At 70.4% G+C, this 23,577-nt stretch carries 5 protein-coding genes; 4 read left to right on the top strand and 1 reads right to left on the bottom strand.

Annotated features, from left to right (window positions below; all coding sequences use genetic code 11):
* Positions 1 to 2: 2 nt before the first annotated feature.
* Positions 3 to 19,502: a non-ribosomal peptide synthetase gene (locus D7Y15_RS13950; protein WP_121752887.1), complete on the top strand. Its 19,500-nt coding sequence runs from the start codon at positions 3 to 5 to the stop codon at positions 19,500 to 19,502.
* Between the two features lie 51 nt (positions 19,503 to 19,553).
* On the opposite strand, the gene D7Y15_RS13945 is transcribed toward D7Y15_RS13950, so the two are convergent.
* On the bottom strand, positions 19,554 to 20,567 hold the full coding sequence (locus D7Y15_RS13945) for a hypothetical protein (protein WP_120574433.1): 1,014 nt from the start codon (positions 20,565 to 20,567) through the stop codon (positions 19,554 to 19,556).
* A gap of 109 nt (positions 20,568 to 20,676) precedes the next feature.
* Here D7Y15_RS13945 and D7Y15_RS13940 point away from each other — a divergent pair, with 109 nt between their 5' ends.
* From D7Y15_RS13940 to D7Y15_RS13930, 3 genes are all read left to right on the top strand, one after another.
* Complete coding sequence (locus tag D7Y15_RS13940) at positions 20,677 to 21,501, top strand: hypothetical protein (protein ID WP_121752886.1); 825 nt, start codon at positions 20,677 to 20,679, stop codon at positions 21,499 to 21,501.
* Positions 21,502 to 21,657: 156 nt separating this feature from the next.
* A complete protein-coding gene (gene hppD / locus D7Y15_RS13935; RefSeq protein ID WP_158629049.1) occupies positions 21,658 to 22,740 on the top strand; it encodes a 4-hydroxyphenylpyruvate dioxygenase in 1,083 nt (360 codons plus the stop codon).
* 42 nt (positions 22,741 to 22,782) lie between these two features.
* Positions 22,783 to 23,553 carry a hypothetical protein gene (locus D7Y15_RS13930; RefSeq protein WP_121752884.1) on the top strand — a complete coding sequence of 257 codons (771 nt, stop codon included), beginning with the start codon at positions 22,783 to 22,785 and terminating at the stop codon, positions 23,551 to 23,553.
* The last annotated feature ends 24 nt before the right edge of the window (positions 23,554 to 23,577 follow it).

Raw genomic sequence — 23,577 nt, 5'->3', positions numbered from 1 at the left:
CCATGAGCGACATCAACAAGCGTATCGCGGCCCTCTCGCCCGAGAAGCAGGCCCAGCTGCTCCGTCAACTCCGCAAGAAGGACACCCAGTCGGCCCGTCCGGCCATCACCGCGCGCCCGCGCACGGGTGACTCGGCGCCGCTCTCCTTCGCCCAGCAGCGCCTCTGGTTCCTGGACCGGATGGAGCCGGGCACGCCCACGTACAACATGCCGGCGGCCGTGAAGCTCGAGGGCTCGCTCAACGTGGCCGCGCTGGAGCAGTGCTTCGCGGAGCTGCTCCGTCGTCACGAGTCGCTGCGGACCATCTTCCGCGACGAGGAGGGCCATGCGCTCCAGGTCATCTCGCCGCCGCGACCGTGCCCGGTGGCCCTGCATGACCTGACGTCGCTGCCCGAGCCCACGCGCGAGCAGGAGGCGCTGCGGCTGACGCGAGAGGAACAGCAGAAGCCCTTCGACCTCACCCGCGGTCCGCTGCTGCGGGCCACGCTGCTGCGGCTGGGCGAGCGCGAGCACGTGCTGCTCCTGACGATGCACCACATCGTCTCGGACGGCTGGTCCATGGACGTGCTGGTGCGGGAGATGGGGCTGCTGTACGGGGCCTTGTCGCGTGGTGAGGCCCCGCGGCTGCCCGAGTCGCCGGTGCAGTACGCCGACTACGCGCTGTGGCAGCGGGAGTGGCTCCAGGGGCCGGTGCTGGAGAATCAGCTCAAGTGGTGGCGCGAGCAGCTCGCCGACGTGACTCCAGTGCTGGAGCTGCCGACGGACAGGCCGCGTCCCTCGGTGCAGAGCTTCCGGGGCGCGAGCCGCGAGTCCCTGCTGCCGCGCGCCCTGTACGAGCAGTTGAAGGCGATGGGGCAGGCGCAGGCGATGTCGCCCTTCATGGTGCTGCTGACCGCGTGGCAGACCCTGCTGTCGCGCTACTCGGGGCAGGAGGACATCTGCGTCGGAACGCCCATCTCCGGCCGGCATCAGTCCGAGCTGGAGGGGCTCATCGGCTTCTTCGTCAACACGCTGGTGGTGCGCACCCGGATCTCCCCCGAGGCGAGCTTCCAGGAGCTGCTGGGCCGCGTGAAGGCCGCGACCGTGGGCGCGTACGCGCACCAGGACGTGCCCTTCGAGAAGCTCGTGGAGGACCTGAAGCCCGCCCGCAACCTGAGCTACTCACCGCTCTTCCAGGTGATGATGAACCTGGAGCAGGCGAAGCCTCCGCGGCTGGAGCTCCCGGGGCTCACGCTGACGCCGATGCCGCAGGCGGATCAGGTCGCGAAGTTCGACCTCGAGCTGCTCTTCAAGGAAGAGCCCGAGGGACTGCGCGCCGTGCTGGTCTACAGCACGGACCTGTTCGATGCGGCGACGGCGCAGCGGATGCTGGGGCACCTACGCGTGCTGCTGGAGTCCGCCGCGGCCCACCCCGAGCGTTCGCTCTCCGAGGTGACGCTGCTGACGGAGGCGGAGCGTCAGCAGGTGCTGAAGGGCTGGAACGCGACGGAGCAGGAGTACGCGCGCGAAAGCAGCATCGCGGAGGAGTTCTCGCGTCAGGTGGCGCAGCGGCCGGACGCAGTGGCGGTGGAGTGCGGGGAGGAGAAGCTGACGTACGGGCAGCTGGATGAGAAGGCGAACCAGCTGGCGCACTTGCTGAGGAGTAAGGGAGTCGGAGCCGAGGAGCGGGTGGGGCTGTGCCTGGAGCGCTCGGTGGAGTTGGTGGTGGCGCTGGTGGGCATCGCGAAGTCCGGAGGCGCGTACGTGCCTTTGGAAGCGGACTACCCCCAGGCGCGGCTGGAGCAGATGGTGGGCGAGGTGAAGCCGCGGGTGGTTGTGACGCGGCGAGCGCTGGCGGAGAAGCTGCCGGTGCAGGGCGTGGAGTGCGTGCTGCTGGAGGAAGTGCAGACGCAACTGGCGCAGCAGCCGAAGCACGCGCCGAAGAGTGGAGTGGGTGGACGCAACCTGGCGTACATCGACTTCACGTCGGGAAGCACGGGCAAGCCGAAGGGCGTGTGCACGGAGCAGCGGGGCGTGCTGCGCACGGTGAAGGGGACGAAGTACGCGCAGCTGGGCCCCGAGGAGACGCTGCTGCTGATTGCCCCGGTGTCGTTTGACGCTTCGACGCTGGAGGTGTGGGGCAGCCTGCTGAATGGGGCGAGGCTGGTGGTGTACCCGCCGGGGCCGGTGGGAGACGTGGAGGAGTTGAAGCGGGTGGTGAAGGGGAAGGGCGTGACGACGCTGCACCTGACAGCGGGACTCTTCGCGCAGGTGGTGGACGCGGACGTGGACGTGCTGCGGGGCCTCAAGCAGTTGCTGACGGGCGGAGACGTGGTGTCGGCGCCGCACGTGCGCCGGGTGGTGGAAGAGCTGAAGGTGCCGGTGACGGCGTGCTACGGCCCGACGGAGAACACGCTCTTCACCAGCTGCCACCGGATGACGGAAGGCAGCCAGGTGGGAGAGGTGGTGGCCATTGGCCAGCCGATTGGTAACACGCGCGTGTACGTGCTGGACGCGGCGCTGAGTCCGGTGCCGGTGGGAGTGGCCGGAGAGCTGTACGCAGCCGGAGAGGGCGTGGCGCGCGGCTACCTGGGAAGCGCGGAGCTGACGGCGGAGCGCTTCGTGCCGGACCTGCACTCAGGCCTGGCCGGAGAGCGGATGTACCGGACGGGAGACCTGGCGCGGTGGCGTGCGGACGGGACGTTGGAGTTCCTGGGCCGAGCGGACACGCAGGTGAAGGTGAGGGGCTTCCGAATCGAGCTGGGCGAAGTGGAAGGAGCGCTGCGAGCGCACCCTGCGGTGAAGGAAGCGGTGGTGGTGGCCAAGGGCCAGGGCGCGGGCGACAAGCGCCTCATCGCCTACGTGGTGCCGAAGGCGGAAGGGTGGCCTGGAGTCTCCGGGCTGCGGGAGCACGTCAAGGCGAAGCTCCCCGAGTACATGGTGCCCTCGGCGTTCGTGGCGCTGGAGACGCTGCCGCTGACGTCGAACGGCAAGGTGGATCGCAAGGCCCTGCCCGAGCCGGAGAGCGTCCGCCCGGAGCTCGCGCGTCAGTATGTGGCGCCGCGCACGGAGGTGGAGACGACGCTGGCGGAGGTCTGGGCGCAGGTGCTTGGCCTGAATCGCGTGGGTGTGCAGGACAACTTCTTCGAGCTGGGCGGTGACTCCATCCTGAGCCTGCAGGTGGTGGCTCGGGCTCGGAGGGCCGGTCTGGAGATCTCTCCGAGGCAGCTCTTCCAGAAGCAGACGGTGGAGGAACTGGCGCAGGTCGCGAAGGTCGCCCTGGAGGCCGGAGAGCAGAAGCCGGTGGAAGGCGCGGTGGAGCTGACGCCCGTGCAGCAGGCCTTCTTCGCGCAGGAGCGCAATCAGGCGCACCACTTCAACCAGTCGCTGTTGCTGGACGTCGCGGGAGAAGTCGAAGCCGCGGTGCTGGAGAAGGCGCTGAACGAGGTGGTGAAGCACCACGACGCGCTGCGAATGCGCTTCGAGCGGGTGGGCGGCGCGTGGAAGCAGCACAACGCGAGCGTGGAAGAAGCCGGCGCGCTGAAGCTGGAGCAGGTGGACCTGCGCGGGGCGCAGGACATAGCCGCGCAACTGGAGCAGGTGGCGACGCAGGTGCAGGGCAGCCTGGAGCTGGAGAAGGGCCCGCTGGTGAAGGCGGTGCTCTTCGAGCTGGGAGAGAAGGGCCGGCGGCTGCTGGTGGTGGTGCACCACCTGGTGGTGGATGGGGTGTCGTGGCGGGTGGTGGTGGAGGACGTGGAGCGGGCGTGCGAGCAGGTGGCGAGGGGCGAGGCGGTGGAGCTGGGTCCGAAGAGCGCCTCGTACCAGCAGTGGGCGAGGAGGCTGAAGGAGTACGCGGGGCAGGTGGAAGGGGAGGTGGCGTACTGGGAATCCCAGGGCGCCGCGCAGGTGCCGTCGCTGCCGGTGGACGAAGCGGGCGGGAAGAATGAGACGGGCTTGGAGGGAGAAGTCCGTCTGGAGTTGAGCCGCGAGGAGACGGCGGCGCTGCTGCGCGAGGTACCCGGGGCGTACCGGGCGCGAGTGGATGAGGTGCTGCTGGCGGGCCTGGCGGCGGCGCTGAAGAAGTGGAGAGGGTTGGAGCGGGTACGGGTGGAGCTGGAAGGCCACGGGCGCGAAGAGGAAGTGGGGCTGGAGGTGTCGCGCACGGTGGGTTGGTTCACCAGCGTGTACCCGGTGGTGGTGGAAGCGCCGAAGGCGGAAGGCGCGGGCGCGTGGGTGAGGGCGGTGAAGGAGTCGGTGCGGCGGGTGCCCGGCAAGGGCCTGGGCTTCGGGCTGCTGAAGTACCTGGGCGCGGAAGAGTCGCGGCGGAAGCTGGCGGCACTGCCGAAGGCGGAAGTCGTCTTCAACTACCTGGGTCAGTTGGACGCGGCGGCCGCGCAGTCGAAGTACTTCGCGCAAGCGAAGGAGCGTGCGGGCGAGGCGCACGCGAAGGGCGAGAAGCGCGCGCACGTGCTGGGCGTCAACGGGTTGGTGGTGGGCGGCCGATTGGAAGTGGCCATTGAATACGGCCGGGAGCTGCACCGCCGCGAGAGCGTCGAGCAGCTGGCCCGGGAGTACGAGCGGCAGCTGAAGAAGCTGCTGAACGAGTTGCGGGAACCGGACGCCGGGGTGTGGACGGCGGTGGACTTCCCGCTGGTGAAGGCGAGCCCTCCGCAGTTGGAGAAGGTGCTGGGCCGGGGCGAGGGCGTGGAGGACGTCTATCCGCTCTCTCCGTTGCAGCAGGGTTTGCTCTTCCACTCGCTGCTGGAAGGCGGCAGCGGTGTGTACGTGGAGCAGCTCGCGTGGGAGGTGCGCGGCGGGCTGAAGGTGGAGGCGCTGAAGCAGGCGTGGCAGACGGTGGTGGAGCGGCTGTCCATCCTGCGCACGCGCTTCCTCTGGGAAGGGCTGGAGGAGCCGCTGCAGGTGGTGCAGCGCACGGTGCAGTTGCCGTGGGAAGAGCGTGACTGGAGCAGCCTGGGTCGCGAGGCGCAGCAGCACGCGCTGGACGAGTACCTGAAGGAAGACGCCCGCCAGGGCTTCGAGCTGGGCCAGGCGCCGCTGATGCGCATGGCGGTGATGAAGCTGGGCGAAGACGGCTGGAGGTGCGTGTGGAGCCACCACCACCTGCTGCTGGACGGGTGGAGCCTCGGTCTGGTGCTGGACGAGGTCTTCACGACGTACGAGGCGCTCGTCACGGGTGGCGACGTGCGGGGCAGGACGCGCCCTGCGTACCGCGAGTACCTCGGGTGGCTCGGGAAGCAGGACACGAAGAAGGCGGAGGCGTACTGGCGTGAGGCGCTGAAGGGCGTGAGCGCGCCGACGCGGCTGCCGCTGGAAGCGCGTGGTGCGAAGGACGGCTCCCATGCCCAGGACGAGCTGGTGCTGCAGCTGACGGAGGAGGAGACGTCGGCGGTGCAGGGCTTCGCGCAGCGGCAGCAGGTGACGGTGAACACGCTGGCGCAGGGCGCCTGGGCATTGGTGCTGGGACGTCACGCGGGCGAAGGCGAAGTCGTCTTCGGGGCCACGGTGGCGGGCCGCCCGGCCGAGCTGGACGGTGTCGAAGGCATGGTCGGCCTCTTCATCAACACGCTCCCGGTCCGGGTGAAGCTCGGTGGCGGCGAGTGGGTGGAGTCGTGGCTCAAGGCCCAGCAGGAGCAGCAGGCGGAGCAGCGGCAGTATGAGCAGAGCCCGCTGGTGCGCGTGCAGGGCTGGAGCGAGGTGCCGCGCGGACAGGCCCTGTTCGAGAGCCTGCTCGTCTTCGAGAACTACCCCATTGATTCGTCGTTGAAGGGCCGTGCCAATCGCTGGGAGGTCGGAGACGTCCGCGTGAAGGAGCGGACGAACTACGCGCTCACGCTGTCGGTGATTCCTGACAGGCAGCTGCGGCTGATGCTCGCCTATGACGTGTCGCGCTTCGAGGCACGCGGCATGGACGCGCTGCTGAAGCAGTGGAAGGTGGCGCTGCTGGGGCTGGTGGCCAGCGCCGGCAAGCGGTTGGAGGACGTATCGCTGCTGACGCAGGCGGAGCGTCAGCAGGTACTGGAGACGTGGAGCGGCACCCGCGTGGCCTTCCCGGAAGCCACCACCGTCGCCTCTCTGTTCGAGGCGCAGGTAGACCGGGCGCCGGACGCGGTGGCGGTGGAGTTCGAGGGACAGCGGCTGACCTACCGGGAGCTGGACGTGCGAGCCAACCAACTCGCGCGGGCGCTGCACCGGCTGGGCGTGGGCCCGGAGGTCCGGGTCGGACTGTGCCTGGAGCGCTCGCTGGATGTGGCGGTGGCGCTGCTCGGCGTCCTCAAGGCGGGCGGGGCCTACCTGCCCCTGGATCCGATGCTGCCTCGCGAGCGGCTCGCCTTCATGCTGAGCGATAGCGGCGCCGAGGTTCTGCTCACCCAGGGCTCACTGCGGGAACGCCTGCCGGAGACCTCGGCTCGCACGCTCTGCCTGGACGAGGCGCGTGAAGCGCTCCTGCGCGAGAGCGGGGAGCGCGTCACCCGTGGCGCGGGCCCCGGCAACCTCGCGTACATCATCTACACCTCCGGCAGCACCGGGACCCCCAAGGGCACCGCCATCGAGCACCGGAGCGTGGCCAACCTCGTGACCCACGAGGCGGTGGCGTACGGCATCGGGCCGGGCAGCCGCGTGTTGCAGTTCGCCAACCTGAGCTTCGACCTCTCGGTGGAGGAGATCTTCACCACGCTGACCTCGGGGGCCACGCTGGTGCTGGCGCCCGCGGAGCGGCTGTTGCCGGGCGACACGCTGTCCGCGCTGCTGCGGGACGCGAACATCACGGTGCTCAGCCTCACGCCGGCGGCGCTCGCCGTCACGCCGTCCGAGGGGCTGCCCGCGCTTCGCACCGTCATCTCGGGCGGTGAAGCGCTCCCGGCCGAGGTGGTGACGCGCTGGGCCCCTGGCCGGCGCTTCGTCAACTCGTACGGGCCCACGGAAGCCACCGTGGTGGCCACACTCACGGATTGCGTGGCCGACGGTCGCACGCCGTCCATTGGCCGGCCGCTGGCCAACGTGCGGACCTATGTGCTCGACGCGCGTGGCGGTCTGGTCGCCCTGGGCGTCGCGGGCGAGCTGTACCTGGGAGGCGTCGGTGTGGCTCGGGGCTATCCCGGCCGTCCGGAGCTGACGGCGGAGCGCTTCGTGCCGGACGCGTTCGGCGGCGAGCCGGGTGCCCGGCTGTACCGCACGGGTGACGTCGCGCGCTGGCGCGAGGACGGCAGCCTGGAGTTCGTGGGCCGCGCGGACACGCAGGTGAAGGTGCGTGGCTTCCGCATCGAGCTGGGCGAAGTGGAAGGGGCGCTGCGAGCGCACCCGGCGGTGAAGGACGCGGTGGTGATGGCCAGGGGCCAGGGCGCGGGTGACAAGCGCCTGGTGGCCTATGTCGTGGGCCACGGCCCGGCGGCGGTGGACACGAACGAGCTGCGTCAGGCGCTCAAGACCCGGCTGCCCGAGTACATGGTGCCCTCGGCGTTCGTGGCGCTGGAGACGCTGCCGCTGACGTCGAACGGCAAGGTGGACCGCAAGGCCCTGCCCGAGCCGGAAGGCATTCGTCCGGAGCTGGCGCGTCAGTACGTGGCGCCGCGCACGGAGATGGAGAAGACGCTGGCGGAGGTCTGGGCGCAGGTGCTCGGCCTGAATCGCGTGGGCGTGCAGGACAACTTCTTCGAGCTGGGCGGTGACTCCATCCTGAGCCTGCAGGTGGTGTCCCGCGTGAGAAGGGCGGGCCTGGAGGTGACGCCGAAGCAGCTCTTCCAGAAGCAGACGGTGGAAGAGCTGGCGCAGGTGGTGAAGGCCGCGCAGGCGGTGGCGGATCAGGGACCTGTCGAAGGCCCGGTGGAGCTGACCGCCATCCAGAAGAGCTTCCTGGAAGAGGCCTGGAAGAAGCCGAGCCACAGCAACCAGTCGCTGCTGCTGGAGGTCTCGCGCGCGCTGGACGCGGCGGTGCTGGAGAAGGCGCTGGGCGCGGTGGTGAAGCACCACGACGCGCTGCGGATGCGCTTCGAGCGAGTGGACGGCGAGTGGAAGCAGCGCAACGCGAGCGTGGAAGAAGCGGGCGCGCTGAAGCTGGAGCAGGTGGACCTGCGCGGGGCGCAGGACATAGCCGCGCAACTGGAGCAGGTGGCGACGCGGGTGCAGGGCAGCCTGGAGCTGGAGAAGGGCCCGCTGGTGAAGGCGGTGCTCTTCGAGCTGGGAGAGAAGGGCCGGCGCTTGCTGGTGGTGGTGCACCACCTGGTGGTGGATGGGGTGTCGTGGCGGGTGGTGGTGGAGGACGTGGAGCGGGCGTGTGAGCAGGTGGCGAGGGGCGAGGCGGTGGAGCTTGGTCCGAAGAGCGCCTCGTACCAGCAGTGGGCGAGGAGGCTGAAGGAGTACGCGGGGCAGGTGGAAGGGGAGGTGGCGTACTGGGAAGCCCAGGGCGCCGCAGAGGTGCCGTCACTGCCGGTGGACGAGGCAGGTGGCCGCAATGAGACGGGCCTGGAGGGAGAAGTCCGTCTGGAGTTGAGCCGCGAGGAGACGGCGGCGCTGCTGCGCGAGGTGCCTGGTGCGTACCGGGCGCGAGTGGACGAGGTGCTGCTGGCGGGACTGGCGGCGGCGCTGAAGAAGTGGAGAGGGCTGGAGCGGGTACGGGTGGAGCTGGAAGGCCACGGGCGCGAGGAGGAAGTGGGGCTGGAGGTGTCGCGCACGGTGGGCTGGTTCACCAGCGTGTACCCGGTGGTGGTGGAAGCGCCGAAGGCGGAGGGCGCGGGCGCATGGGTGCGCGCGGTGAAGGAGTCGGTGCGGCGGGTGCCCGGCAAGGGCCTGGGCTTCGGGCTGCTGAAGTACCTGGGCGCGGAAGAGTCGAGGCGGAAGCTGCGCGCACTGCCGAAGGCGGAAGTCGTCTTCAACTACCTGGGACAGGTAGATGCGACGGCGGCGCAGTCGAAGTACTTCGCGCCGGCGAAGGAAAAGTCGGGCGAGGCGCAGGCGAAGGGTGAGAAGCGCGCGCACGTGCTGGGCGTCAACGGGTTGGTGGTGGGCGGCCGGTTGGAAGTGGCCATCGACTACGGCCGGGAGCTGCACCGCCGCGAGAGCGTCGAGGAGTTGGCGCGGCACTACGCCCAGGAGTTGCGTCAGTTGCTGCGGCAGCGGACGGAGCCCGAAGCAGGGCTGTGGACGGCGGTGGACTTCCCGCTGGTGAAGGCGAGCCCCCAGCAGTTGGAGAAGGTGCTGGGCCGGGGCGAGGGCGTGGAGGACGTCTATCCACTCTCTCCGTTGCAGCAGGGCCTGCTCTTCCACTCGTTGCTGGAAGGCGGCAGCGGTGTGTACGTGGAGCAGCTCGCGTGGGAGGTGCGCGGCGGGCTGAAGGTGGAGGCACTGAAGCAGGCGTGGCAGACGGTGGTGGAGCGGCTGTCCATCCTGCGCACGCGCTTCCTCTGGGAGGGTCTGGAGGAGCCGCTGCAGGTGGTGCAGCGCACGGTGCAGTTGCCGTGGGAAGAGCGTGACTGGAGCAGCCTGGGCCGCGAAGCGCAGCAGCACGCGCTGGACGAGTACCTGAAGGAAGACGCCCGCCAGGGCTTCGAGCTGGGCCAGGCGCCGCTGATGCGCATGGCGGTGATGAAGCTGGGCGAAGACGGCTGGAGGTGCGTGTGGAGCCACCACCACCTGCTGCTGGACGGGTGGAGCCTCGGTCTGGTGCTGGAGGAAGTCTTCACGACGTACGAGGCGCTCGTCACGGGTGGCGACGTGCGGGGCAGGACGCGCCCTGCGTACCGCGAGTACCTCGGGTGGCTCGGGAAGCAGGACACGAAGAAGGCGGAGGCGTACTGGCGTGAGGCGCTGAAGGGCGTGAGCGCGCCGACGCGGCTGCCGCTGGAAGCACGTGGGGCGAAGGGCGGCACGAGCAACCAGGACGAGGTGACGCTGCAGCTGACGGAGGAGGAGACGTCGGCGGTGCAGGGCTTCGCGCAGCGGCAGCAGGTGACAGTGAACACGCTGGCACAGGGCGCCTGGGCATTGGTGCTGGGACGCCACGCGGGCGAAGGCGAAGTCGTCTTCGGCGCCACGGTGGCGGGCCGCCCGGCCGAACTCGACGGTGTCGAAGGCATGGTCGGCCTCTTCATCAACACCCTCCCGGTCCGGGTGCAGTTGCCCGGTGACGGCGGAGTGGCGGAGTGGCTGAAGGGGCTCCAGAAGCAGCAGGCCGAGCAGCAGCAGTTCGAGCAGAGCCCGCTGGTGCAGGTGCAGGGCTGGAGCAACGTGCCTCGCGGCCAGCCGCTCTTCGACAGCTTGTTGATCTTCGAGAACTACCCTGTCGATGAGTCGCTGAAGGGCCGTGCGAGCCGTTGGGACGTGCGGGATGTCCGCTCGAAGGAGCGGACGAACTACGCGCTCACGTTGTCCGCGATGCCCGGCTCCCAGCTACGGCTGAAGCTGGTCTACGAGACCCCGCGCTTCGAGCAGCGCGGGATGGATGCGCTGCTGAATCAGTGGAAGGTGGCGCTGCTGGAACTGGTGGCGAGTGCCGGCAAGCGGCTCTCCGAGGTGACGCTGCTGACGCAGGCGGAGCGCCAGTTGGTGGTGAAGGGGTGGAACGCGACGGAGCAGGAGTACGCGCGCGAAAGCAGCATCGCTGAGGAGTTCTCGCGTCAGGTGGAGCAGCGGCCGGACGCGGTGGCGGTGGAGTGCGGGGAGGAGAAGCTGACGTACCGGCAGCTGGATGAGCGAGCCAACCAGCTGGCGCACTTGCTGAGGAGCAAGGGAGTCGGAGCCGAGGAGCGGGTGGGGCTGTGCCTGGAGCGCTCGGTGGAGCTGGTGGTGGCGCTGGTGGGCATCGCGAAGTCCGGAGGCGCGTACGTGCCGCTGGAGGCGGACTACCCCCAGGCGCGGCTGGAGCAGATGGTGGGCGAGGTGAAGCCGCGAGTGGTGGTGACGCGGCGAGCGCTGGCGGAGAAGCTGCCGGTGCAGGGCGTGGAGTGCGTGCTGCTGGAGGAAGTGCAGACGCAACTGGCGCAGCAGCCGAAGCACGCGCCGAAGAGTGAAGTGGGTGGACGCAACCTGGCGTACATCGACTTCACGTCGGGAAGCACGGGCAAGCCCAAGGGCGTGTGCACGGAGCAGCGCGGAGTGCTGCGCACGGTGAAGGGGACGAAGTACGCGCAGCTGGGCCCCGAGGAGACGCTGCTGCTGATTGCCCCGGTGTCGTTTGACGCTTCGACACTGGAGGTATGGGGCAGCCTGCTGAATGGGGCGCGGCTGGTGGTGTACCCGCCGGGCCCGGTGGGAGACGTGGAAGAGTTGAAGCGGGTGGTGAAGGGGAAGGGCGTGACGACGCTGCACCTGACGGCGGGACTCTTCGCGCAGGTGGTGGACGCGGACGTGGAAGTGCTGCGCGGCCTCAAGCAGCTGCTGACGGGCGGAGACGTGGTGTCGGCGCCGCACGTGCGTCGGGTGGTGGAAGAGCTGAAGGTGCCGGTGACGGCGTGCTACGGCCCGACGGAGAACACGCTCTTCACCAGCTGCCACCGGATGACGGAAGGCAGCCAGGTGGGCGAGGTGGTGGCCATCGGCCAGCCGATTGGCAACACGCGCGTGTACGTGCTGGACGCGGCGCTGAATCCGGTGCCGGTGGGAGTGGCCGGAGAGCTGTACGCGGCCGGAGAGGGCGTGGCGCGAGGCTACCTGGGAAGCGCTGAGCTGACGGCGGAGCGCTTCGTGCCGGACCTGCACTCAGGACTGTCCGGAGAGCGGATGTACCGGACGGGAGACCTGGCGCGGTGGCGCGCGGACGGGACGCTGGAGTTCCTGGGTCGTGCGGACACGCAGGTGAAGGTGAGAGGCTTCCGAATCGAGCTGGGTGAAGTGGAAGGAGCGCTGCGAGCGCACCCGGCGGTGAAGGAAGCAGTGGTGGTGGCCAAGGGCCAGGGCGCGGGCGACAAGCGCCTCGTCGCCTACGTCGTCGGTCATGGCCCCGAGCCCCTCGACGTGAGCCCCCTGCGCGAGGCGCTCGGCTCCCGACTGCCCGAGTACATGGTGCCCTCGGCGTTCGTGACGCTGGAGGCGCTGCCGCTGACGTCGAACGGCAAGGTGGACCGCAAGGCCCTGCCGGAGCCGGAGGGCGCGCTGCTGGAACGGGCGCGCGAGTACGTGGCGCCACGCACGGACGCGGAGAAGTCGCTGGCGGACGTGTGGACGCAGGTGCTGGGCGCGGAGCGCGTGGGCGTGCACGACAGCTTCTTCGAGCTGGGCGGGCACTCGCTCCTCGCCACCCGTGCCATCTCACGCATCCGAGAGGCGCTGAAGGTGGAGTTGCCCCTCAAGGCCCTCTTCGATGCGCCCACGGTGGCGGAGCTGGCCTCGCTCCTCCAGCGCAGCGCGATGGCGCCGACGACGCAGGCGCCACCGCTGGTCCGCGCGGATCGCTCGGGCCCGCTGCCCCTGTCCTTCGCCCAGCAGCGGCTGTGGTTCCTGGAGCAGCTCGCTCCGGGCGGCTCGCGCTACAACATCCCGGCCGTCTTCCGGCTGGAAGGGGCGCTCGACGTGGCCGCCCTGCGGCACGCGCTCCACGCGCTGCAGCAGCGCCACGAGTCCCTGCGCACCTCCTTCCGGGGAGAGTCCGGACAGGTCTGGCAGGTCATCGCCTCGGAGGTGGAGCCGGTCCTGGAGCTCGTCGACCTGCGCCCCATCCCCGACGCCGAGCGCGAGGCCGAGGCCCTCCGTCAGGCCACGCAGGAGGCCCAGCGGCCCTTCGACCTGGGCCGGAGCCCGCTGCTGCGCACCCTCCTGCTGCGGCTGGGTGAGCACACCCACGTGCTGGTGCTCACCGTGCACCACATCGTCTTCGACGGCTGGTCCACGCAGGTCCTCGTCCGCGACCTCACCGCGCTGTACGACGCCCATCGCCGGGGCCACGAGGCCCCGCTGCCTCCGCTGTCCATGCAGTACGCCGACTACGCGGTGTGGCAGCGCGCGTGGCTCCAGGGCGAGGCCCTGGAGTCGCAGCTCGCGTGGTGGAGGGCCCAGCTCGACGGCGCTCCGCCCGCCCTGGAGCTGCCCACGGACAAGCCCCGCCCGGCCGCTCAGTCCTCCCGTGGCGCGAGCCACCCGGTGTCGCTGCCGCGCGAGCTGGTGGAACGGCTCAAGGCACTCGGTCAGCGCGAGGGCGCAACGCCCTTCATGGTGATGCTCGCCGCCTTCCAGGCCCTGCTGTACCGCTACTCGGGCCAGGACGACATCAGCGTGGGCTCGCCCGGCGCCGGCCGTGGCCAGCTGGAGCTGGAGGGCGTCATCGGCTTCTTCATCAACACCCTGGTGCTGCGCACCCGCATGCCGGGCCCGCTCACGTTCCAGGAGCTGCTCGCCCGCGTGCGCGAGGTGACGCTCGGCGCCCACGCCCACCAGGACGTGCCCTTCGAGCGGCTCGTGGACGAGCTGCGTCCCGAGCGCGACCTCAGCCGCAATCCGCTGTTCCAGGCGTGGTTCGTCCTCAATCCCGAGGAGTCCCTGGCCCACGTCCTGCCGGGCCTCACCCTGCGGCCGCTGGCGCTGGAGGACTCCACCACCCAGTTCGACCTGACGCTGTCGCTCGTCGACTCGCCCGACGGCTTCTCCGGCGCCCTCTCGTACGCCACCGACCTGTTCGAACCGGCCACCATCGCCCGCATGAGCAGCCACCTGCGGGCGCTCGTGGAGGCGCTGGTGGAGTCGCCCACGCGGCCCCTGGCCACGCTGCCGATGCTCGCTCCGGCCGAGCGGCATCAGCTACTGCGCGCGTGGAACGACACCGCCCGTCCCGTCGCGGCCGAGCCCGTCCACCGCCTCTTCGAGGCCCAGGTGCGCCGCACCCCGGACGCCATCGCCGTCACCTTCGACGGCCAGGAGCTCACCTACGCGGAGCTCAACGGCCGCGCGAACCAGCTCGCGCACTACCTGCGCGCGCGCGGCGTGCTGCCCGACGTCCTCGTGGGTCTCTACGTCGACCGCTCGCTGGAGCTGCTGGTGGGCGTGCTCGGCATCCTCAAGTCCGGCGCCGCCTACGTCCCGTTGGATCCCGCCCTGCCCGAGGACCGGCTCGAGCTCATCGCCGACGAGGCCCGCACGCCGCTGCTGCTGACGCAGGAGTCGCTGGCGGATCAGCTCAGCCACCGTGCCGCCCACACCCTGTGCCTGGACCTGGATTGGGATCGCGTGGAGCGCTACCCGGACCATGACCTGGAGGGAGGCGCCAAGGACAGCCATCTCGCCTATGTCATCTTCACCTCCGGCTCCACGGGCACCCCCAAGGGCGTGCTGCTGGAGCACCGCGGGCTGACCAACACCACCCTGGCCTGCATCGAGGCCCTGGAGCTGGGCCCCGGGAAGCGGGTGCTGCAGTTCTTCTCCTCCGGCTTCGACGCGTCCGTCTGGGAAATCTTCCCGACGCTGGTGTCCGGCGCCCGGCTGACCCTGGCGCGCCGGGATGACCTGATGCCCGGCACGTCCCTGAAGACGCTGCTCGCCGAGCAGGCCATCACCTCCGTGACGCTCACCCCGTCGGTGCTGGCCCAGCTGTCGCCCGACGAACTGCCGGCCCTGAAGGTGGTGGCCGCGGCGGGCGAGGCCTGCACGCCGGAAGTGGTGGCGCGCTGGAAGCCCGGCCGGCGGTTCCTCAACGCCTACGGCCCCACGGAGACCACCATCTGCGCCACCTTCAGCGAGGACGTGGATGCGGCCCGTCCCACCATCGGCCAGCCCATCACCAACGCCCAGGTGTACGTGCTGGATGCGCACCTGGAGCCCGTCCCCACGGGGCTGCCCGGCGAGCTGTACATCGGCGGCGCGGGCGTGGGCCGCGGCTACCTGGGCCGTCCGGAGCTGACGGCGGAGCGCTTCGTGCCGGATCCGTTCCGCGGTGCCCCCGGCGCCCGGCTGTACCGCACCGGTGACCTGGTGCGCTGGCTGCCCGAGGGCTCCATCGAGTTCCTGGGACGGCTCGACAACCAGGTGAAGCTGCGCGGCTACCGCGTGGAGCTGGGCGAAGTGGAGGCCGTGCTGCTCAAGCACCCCGGCGTGCGCGAAGCAGTGGTGCTGGTGCGCGAGGACGCGCCGGGCCTGATGCGGATGGTGGCCTACCACGTCGGAGAGGACTCGCTCACCGCGGCCGAGCTGCGCGGCTTCCTCCAGGCGCGGCTGCCCGAGTACATGGTCCCCTCCGCGTTCGTCGCGCTGCCCACGCTGCCGCTGAGCTCCAGCGGCAAGGTGGACAAGCAGGCGCTGCCGGTGCCGGAGACGCTGCGCGCCGAGGAGGACTTCGTCGGTCCGTCCACCGACACGGAGCGGCGGCTCGCCGCCATCTGGAGCGAGCTGCTCGGCGTGGAGCGCGTCAGCGTGCACGACAGCTTCTTCGACCTGGGCGGCCACTCGCTGGTGGCCACCCAGCTGCTGTCGCGCATCCGCAACGGCTTCCAGGTGGAGCTGCCCCTGCGCGTCGTCTTCGAGGCCCGCACCCTGGCCGAGCAGGCCGCGCGCGTGGACGCCCTCGCCGGACACGCGAGCGGGGCGGACGCCTTCCCCCTGCGGCCCATGCCGCGGCGGGAGCGCATGCCCATGTCCTTCGCGCAGCAGCGGCTCTGGTTCCTGGATCAGCTGGAGCCGGGGATGCCCTTCTACAACATCCCCATCGCGGTCCGGGTCGAGGGCGCGCTGAACGCCGACGCGCTGGATCGCGCCTTCCAGGAGGTGGTGCGCCGCCATGAGTCCCTGCGCACCACGTTCCACGACGGCGAGGACGGTCCGGCCCAGGTGGTGTGGCCCCAGGCGATGCCGCCGCTGTCCCGGATGGACCTGCGCGAGCTTCCGGAAGCGCAGCGCGACGCGCAGGCGCAGCGGCTCCAGGAGGAGGAGGCGCGCCGGCCGTTCGACCTGGCGCGCGGCCCGCTGGTACGCGCCACGCTGCTGTGGCTGAGCGAGGAGTCGCACCTGCTGCTCCTGACGATGCACCACATCGTCTCGGACGGCTGGTCCATGGGCGTGCTGGTGCGCGAGGTGGTGTCGCTCTACGGGGCCTACCGCGACGGCCAGCCCTCGCCCCTGCCGGAGCTGACGCTGCAGTACGCGGACTACGCGGCGTGGCAGCGGCAGTGGCTGCGGGAAGAAACCCTGGAGACGCAGCTCGGCTACTGGCGGAAGCAGCTGGAGGGCGCGCCCTCCTCGCTGGAGCTTCCGGCGGACCGTCCGCGGCCCGCGGTGCGCAGCTACCGGGGCGGGACGCACGTGTCGATGATGGACGCGCGCCTCGCCGGCAACCTGGAGGCGCTGGGCCAGCGCGAGGGCGCCACCCTCTTCATGGTCCTGATGGCGGGCTTCCAGTCCCTGCTGCACCGCTACAGCGGGCAGACCGACCTGGTGGTGGGCACGGACGTGGCCAACCGCAACCACGCGGAGACGGAGTCGCTCATCGGCTTCTTCATCAACCAGCTCGTGCTGCGCCTGCGGATGGAGGGGGACCCGACCTTCACTGAACTGCTGGCGCAGGCGAAGCAGGTGTCGATGGACGCGTACGCGCACCAGGACCTTCCCTTCGAGGAGGTGGTGCGCGCCATCAACCCGGACCGCACCACGGCGCACGCGCCGCTGTTCCAGGTGAAGTTCGTGCTCCAGAACATGCCCGTGTCGGCGCTGGAGCTGCCCGGGCTCAAGGTGAGCGCGGAGGGTGGCGACCCGGCCACCGCGAAGCTGGACCTGACGGTGCTGGTGAACCCCCGGCCCGACGGGCTGGTCATCACCTGGATGTACAGCATGGACCTCTTCGACGAGCCGACCATCGCGCTCCTGGCGCGGCGCTTCCAGCGGCTGCTGGAGGGCGTGGTGGCCCAGAAGGGCGGCGCCCTGCGGCTGTCCCAGCTCCCCCTGCTGTCCGAGGAGGAGCGCAAGCGCGTGCTGGTGGATTGGAACGACACCGCGGCGCCGTACGAGCGGCGGTGCATCCACGAACTCATCTCCGAGCAGGCGGCGCGGGTGCCGGACGCGGTGGCGGTGGTGGCTGGCGACGAGCGGCTCACCTACGCGGAGCTGGAGCTCAAGGCCAACCAGCTGGCGCACTGGCTGAAGGCGCTGGGCGTGGGGCCGGAGACGCGGGTGGGCCTGTTCGTGGAGCGGCGGGCGCACGCGCTGGTGGGCATGCTGGGCATCCTCAAGGCCGGCGGCGCCTACGTGGCCCTGGACCCGGCGCACGCGCACATGAGCGAGCGCGTGCGGCACGTCCTCAACGACGCGCGGGTGCAGGTCATCGTCACCGAGGAGGCGCTGGCCAACGAGCTGCCGTCGCAGGGTGAGTTCCTGGTCAGCCTGGACGCCGGGGACGGGCTGCTGGAGTCCCAGCCGGAGGAGGCGCCGGACAGCGGCGCGGTGCCGGGCAACGTGGCCTACGTCATCTACACATCGGGAAGCACGGGGCAGCCCAAGGGCGTGTGCATCGAACACGGCCAGCTCGCCTGCTACGTGGCGGGCGTGAGCCGCAGGCTGGACCTGCCGCGAGAGATGAGCTTCGCGTCGGTGTCCACGCTGGCGGCGGACCTGGGGCACACCGCGCTCTTCCCCACGCTCTGCGCGGGCGGGGCGGTGCACCTGGTGGACCGGCGGACCGTCTCCGACTCGGCGCTGATGACGGCGTACGGGCGCGAGCACCAGGTGGAGGGCTTGAAGATCGTCCCGACGCACCTGGAGGCGCTGCTGGCGGACGAGGCCGCCCAGGCGCTGCTGCCTCGCAAGCGGCTGGTGCTGGGCGGCGACAAGTCGGAGTGGGCCCTGGTGGAGCGGGTGCACGCGCTCGCGCCGGAGTGCGAGGTGTTCAACCACTACGGCCCCACGGAGACGACGGTGGGCGTGCTCGCGCAGAAGGTGGAGCGCGGCGTGCGCGTGCCCGGGGCGCAGACGGTGCCGCTGGGCAAGCCCCTGGGCAACGTGCGGGTGTACGTGCTGGACGGGTATGGCCAGCCGGTGCCTCCGGGCGTGCCGGGCGAGCTGTTCGTCGGCGGCGAGAGCGTGGGCCGCGGCTACCTGGGCCGGCCGGACCTGACGGCGGAGCGCTTCCTGCCGGACGGCTTCAGCGGCGTGGCCGGCGCCAGGCTCTACCGCACCGGAGACCGGGTGCGGTGGCTGGAGGATGGCCGCATCGAGTTCCTCGGCCGCGTGGACCACCAGCTCAAGATTCGCGGCTACCGCGTGGAGCTGGGTGAGGTGGAGGCGGTGCTGGCGCAGCAAGCCGGCGTGGGCGAGTGCGTGGTGGTGGCGCGCGACGAGGCCGGCGGAAAGCAGCTGGTGGCGTACGCGGTGGCGAAGCCGGGCGTCACCCTGGAGGAAGCGGGGCTGCGCGACCACCTGGCGGCCCGGCTGCCGGACTACATGGTGCCGTCGGCCTTCGTGGTGCTGGAAGCGCTGCCGCTGACGTCCAACGGCAAGGTGGACCGCAAGGCGCTCCCTGCGCCGTCGCGCGTGCGGACGGAGACGTCCTACACCGCCCCGCGCACGCAGACGGAGGAACGGCTGGCGGTGCTCTGGCGGGAGCTGCTCAACGTGCCGCGCGTGGGCGTGCACGATGACTTCTTCGACCTGGGAGGCCACTCCCTGCTGGCCACGCAGGTGGTGGCGCGCGTGCGGGCGCTGTTCGAAGTCCAGCTCGCGGTCATCGACCTCTTCGAGGCACCGACGCTGGAAGGACTGGCGGCGCGCATCGAGGCGGGCACGTCGTCGGACTCGCCGCTGGTGACGCTGCGCAAGGGCGGCGAGGCCCGTCCCTTCTTCTGCGTGCACCCGGTGGGTGGCAGCGTGCTCGGCTACCTGGAGCTGGCGCGGCGCCTGCCGCCGGAGCAGCCCGTCTACGGGTTGCAGGTGCCGGCGAGCGGAGGCGGCGAGACGGTGGAGGAGATGGCCACCCGCTACCTGGAGTCCGTGCGCGAGGTGCAGCCGGAAGGGCCGTACCTGCTGGGCGGCTGGTCGCTGGGCGGACGCGTCGCGTACGAGATGGCGCGGCAGCTCGAAGCCCTGGGCGAGCAGGTGGGGATGCTGGTCGTCATCGACGCGAGCAGCCAGGACGAGGGCCCGGCCGAGGAGGAGTGGCAGGGCGTGCTCGAGTTCGCGGACCACCTGTCGAAGCTGTCGGGCGTGCACCCGCGCGCGGCCGAAGTGCTCCAGCAGGTGGACGCGGTGGAGCTGCGCTCCCTGCTGGAGGGGCCGGCCCCCGTCATCCCGGGCATCGAGGAGGAGGCGTGCGAGGAGCTGCGCGGGCTGTGGCGCGTGTTCGCGCGAAACCGGCGGGCCGCTAGGGCCTTCGTGCCCGGGTCCTATGGAGGCTCGCTGGTGCTGCTGCGGGCCGCCGAGTCGCCTCCGGACCTGGAGGCGGACCTGGGCTGGGGCAGGGTGGTGCGGGGCGGGGTGGAGGTGCTCGAGGTGCCGGGCGACCACTTCACCCTCATCGCCATGCCGCACGTGGAGGCGCTGGCCGAGCGCCTCACGGCCTTGCTGGAGCGGGCCCGGTCCGGGGACTCGTTCCAGCGGGTCGGGTAGTCCCGGCCCCAGTGCCGGCGGCCCGGGTGTTCAGGCCGCCGGTGGGTCCGGTCAGGTGCCGGACGGGCCCAGGCGACGGAGCGACTCCGCCGCCGCCTCGCGCAGCTCCTCTTCCGGGGCCTGCGCGAGGGCCCGCAGCGCCGCGGGCACCTCATCACCCGGGTAGGCGATCTCCCCCAGCCGCTGGGCCGCCAGCACGCGGTCCTTCACCGCTCCACGCCGCAGTTCCTCCAGCAGGAAGCCCTTGTAGAGCCCCAGGAAATGATTCTCCGCCTCCAACATGCCCGCGCAGAGCGACCGCAGGTGCGCCACGTCTTCGGCGGCCTCCGGCACCCGGTAGCCCCAGCGCTTGCGGGCCGCGTAGATCTGCTCGTACAGGGGCGTCCACGCGTCGTTGACGAGCTCGCGGTGCGCCTCGATGGCCTCGCGCTTGGAATACGTGTACCCGCCCGCCTTCACCGCCACCTCGGCCGTCGCCAGCCGGCAGGCCAGGGTGACCAGCTCCTTGAAGCCCCGGTGCGACTGGCCCTGGGCATCCAGCACCTCGCGGTGGTCGTAGCCGTAGAGCTCGCCGCGCGGGTCCGGGTAGATGAGCGGGAAGCGCAGGGGTTCGCCCTCGGCGCGGGCCCGGGCGCGCTCCATGAAGACGTAGGGCCGGTGCATGCAGTAGCGGATCCACGCGTCCAGCGGCATCAGCGGGATGCGCTCCCGGAGGTCCTCGCCCATGAGCAGCAGCGACGTCTTCTTGAGGTTGACGGCGCCCTCCTCCAGCAGCTGCTCCTCCTCCACCGCGTTCGCATCCAGCGACAGGGGGCTCAGCGGGCTCACGTGCCGGCGGAAGTGCTCGAAGCGCCGCCGCTCTCCCGGCTGGAACCGGCCCTTGAAGACGAGCGTCAGGTCGATATCGCTCTCGCCCACGGCCTCGCTCGTCGCGTGGCTCCCCAGCAGGTAGCAGGCCTGGAGGCGGCCCGGGAACACCATCTGGAACAACCCCAGGAAGCCGAAGAAGACGGCGTTGAGGTTCATGTCCTCCGTGAAGCCCACCAGCGACAGCTCTTCATCCATCACGTGAATTCCCCATCCTTTGCCTGCGCCGCGGCCGGCATCCTAGGAGCCGCACGGCTCCCGGCGCGAGCCCGCGCGTCCCAGCCCCAGCGTCCCACAGGAGCAGTCCATGGTCCGTGACTTCACGCAGTCGGAGGTACAGAGCCTTTGCGAGTTGCTCGGCGTGAGCGACCTGCGCGACCCGGACGCGGCGGTGGTGAAGACCCCTCCGCTCATCGAGGACGTGCGCCGCGTCCTGAAGCTCCCGGTGCTGCCCCACAGCCACCTGCTGGATGAGCAGACCTGGATGATGGGCGGACGTGTCACGCGGTGGCTCGGCGGGGAGATGAACACGTCGGTGGACGACGGGGACTACGACCTCTTCTCCGGCTCGTTCCCGGCCATGGAACGCACCCTGAACCGCATGCTGGAGTCGGGCTACTCCATCACCCGGCTGCAGTACATGAATCCCTGGCCGGGCATCCCGGTGCCGCGCATGCTGCGCCGCAAGCCATCCCCCGTGCGCAAGCCCCCGAGGAACGCGTCCGTGCCGGACCTGCCAGGGCTCCTGTTGCGGACGATGCCGGATGGCCGCGACATGTACTGCATGCGCCTCACCTCACCGGAGAGGCATGTCATCCAGTTCATGTACATTCCGTCGCTCTTCCCGGACGGGGCCAGGCCGGACACGCTCATCGAGCAGACGGACCTCAGCATCTGCCAGTTCACCCTGGACGGCGCCTACCTGCGCGCGGGTCCCCACTCGTGGTCCGACTTCGTCCGGCATCGCCTCCGCGTGGTCCACATGCGCAGCGGCCGCCGCACCGCGGGCCGCCTGTTCAAATACGCCGCCCGCGGGTTCTGGCCCGACGCGCGGACCGTCCAGACCGTCTATGGCCGGTGGCTGTCCGAGGCGCTGAAACGCGGAGGAAATCCCGCGCGTTTCAAAGCCTGACCCGACGCGACACATCCCTGTACTTCTTGTGAATCCAGGTATGCTTGACAGTACTGGAAAAATAGCTCAATTGGATACACGCGCAGTGTTTTTGTTCACATGCGGCATCAGCGCTTCTCGCTGCCTGGCTTGGGGCGAGCAGGTTCCAGGATCGACATGAAGAACGTGGCCGTCGATGAGATTGAGTACATCGAGTTGTGCGTCGGAGATCTCCTCCAGTCGACCCGCTTCTTCACGGACGCGCTGGGCTTCCGTCGCGTCGCGGAAGGCGGTCCGGAGACGGGGCTCGAGGCGCAGCGCTGCGTGCTGATGCAGCAGGGCCGCTGCCGGGTGCTGCTGACGCAGGGGCTCACCCCCGAGTCGCCCTCGTCCGAGTACGTCCAGCGTCACGGTGACGGCGTGCGGGACATCGCGCTGCGCACCCCGGACCTGGTGGCCACCTACGCGCACGTCATCGAGCGCGGCGCCCATCCGGTGCGCGAGCCCGCCATCCTCCAGGACGGCCACGGTCGCCGCGTGCTGAAGGCCACCGTGCAGGCCATGGGCGACGTGGTGCACTCGCTCATCGAGCGCGAGGGGCCCTGGGAGGGCTTCCTGCCCCCGGGCCTGCGCGCGGTGGACGCGCCTCGGTCTCCGGCGAAGGAGCTGTTCTCCGGCCTGGACCACGTGGCCATCTGCCTGACCCCGGGCACGCTGGACGCCATGGTGCGCTTCTACACGGAGGCCTTCGGCTTCCGGCAGTCGCACGAGGAGAACGTCAAGACCCACGGCAGCGGGATGAACTCCAAGGTGGTGCAGAGCCCCTCCGGGCGCATCTGCTTCCCCATGCAGGAGCCCATCTCCCACGAGAACCCGGGGCAGATTGGCGAGTTCCTCGCGCGCCACGGCGGACCGGGCGTGCAGCACCTGGCCATGCTCTCCCCTGACATCGTCGCCAGCGCGCGGCAGCTCCGGACGCAGGGCATCGAGTTCCTGGACATCCCGGCGGCCTACTACGACCGGCTCGAGGGGCGGCTCGGCCCCATTCCCCTGGACCTGGGCCCGCTGCGCGAGATGGGCATCCTGGTGGACCGGGACGCATGGGGCCTGCTGTTGCAGTCCTTCACGCGCTCGGTGCACCCGCGGCAGACGCTCTTCTTCGAGGCCGTGGAGCGCAAGGACGCACGCGGCTTCGGCGGCGCCAACATCCGCGCCCTCTACGAGGCCGTGGAGCACGAGCTGAGCCGGGCCCAGTCCTGAGCGCTTCGGCGTGTGCGAAAGCGTCGTACGGACGCCCGCACCATGCCGCAGCGCTGGACCTCAGTCGCCTCGTTCGTCGACGCCTGTGTCGGCCTCAACCGCGCCGTCTGCATGGCGGTCGTTGACGACGAACTCGCCGCGAAGCGCGTGCCGTTCACCAAAGGCGCCGTGTTCCATCAAGGCGCCTGGCTCGACGCCGGCGCGTTGAAGTGGGACGAGATCGCGGTCACGCGATGCCAGACCCCGATTCCGCGATACGCGCTCGTCTCGGTCACCGGCCAGAGCTACGCCATCGGTCGAGGAGGCAAGTTGATCCTCGGGCGCGGGGCGCAATGGCAGACACGCGAACTGGAGCTCCCGCACGAGCTCTGCGGTCTGGCGTGGTTCCGCGACCGGCTGCACGCGTGCTCGACGCGTGAACTCTACGTCTGGGACGGCGCACGGTTCCAGGTGTACGCGTTCGATGGCGACCGCCCACGAACGTTGCAATCCCTGAGCATCGGCGAGAACGGCCTGTGCGCCGTCTGCCCGAAGGGCCTGTTCCTCTACGACGGCGGCCTGGACGCGGATCGACTGACAAGCAGCCACGGAACAGACGCGCGGCGGCGGCCGCTGAGCAAAGCGACGCCTATGCCGTCGATGGCGCCTCTTCACGTTTCAGCAGGGGCCGTCTCTCTGCCCAGGCCAGCAATTCGTCAAGGGCTGGGCACCATCCGCTTCCGGTTTAGCCGCCACTCCCGAGGGAAGCCTCACGTTTCCGCCGTTCGCGCTCTCGGCGCTGCTGGCGTGAGCGGGCCGTCACCTCGGCGATGAGCAGGATGCGCTCCTCCAACTGCT

Source organism: Corallococcus sp. AB030, from assembly GCF_003668965.1.
Taxonomy (GTDB): domain Bacteria; phylum Myxococcota; class Myxococcia; order Myxococcales; family Myxococcaceae; genus Corallococcus; species Corallococcus exiguus.
The sequence above is the reverse complement of the archived record's forward strand: the minus strand, read 5'-3'. Positions and strand labels throughout refer to the sequence as shown.

What these genes read in the sequence shown, in the direction of transcription:
- D7Y15_RS13950 (WP_121752887.1), top strand. Translation starts at nt 3, where the DNA reads ATGAGCGACATCAACAAGCGTATCGCGGCCCTCTCGCCCGAGAAGCAG.
- D7Y15_RS13945 (WP_120574433.1), bottom strand. Translation starts at nt 20,567, where the DNA reads ATGGATGAAGAGCTGTCGCTGGTGGGCTTCACGGAGGACATGAACCTC.
- D7Y15_RS13940 (WP_121752886.1), top strand. Translation starts at nt 20,677, where the DNA reads ATGGTCCGTGACTTCACGCAGTCGGAGGTACAGAGCCTTTGCGAGTTG.
- hppD (WP_158629049.1), top strand. Translation starts at nt 21,658, where the DNA reads ATGAAGAACGTGGCCGTCGATGAGATTGAGTACATCGAGTTGTGCGTC.
- D7Y15_RS13930 (WP_121752884.1), top strand. Translation starts at nt 22,783, where the DNA reads ATGCCGCAGCGCTGGACCTCAGTCGCCTCGTTCGTCGACGCCTGTGTC.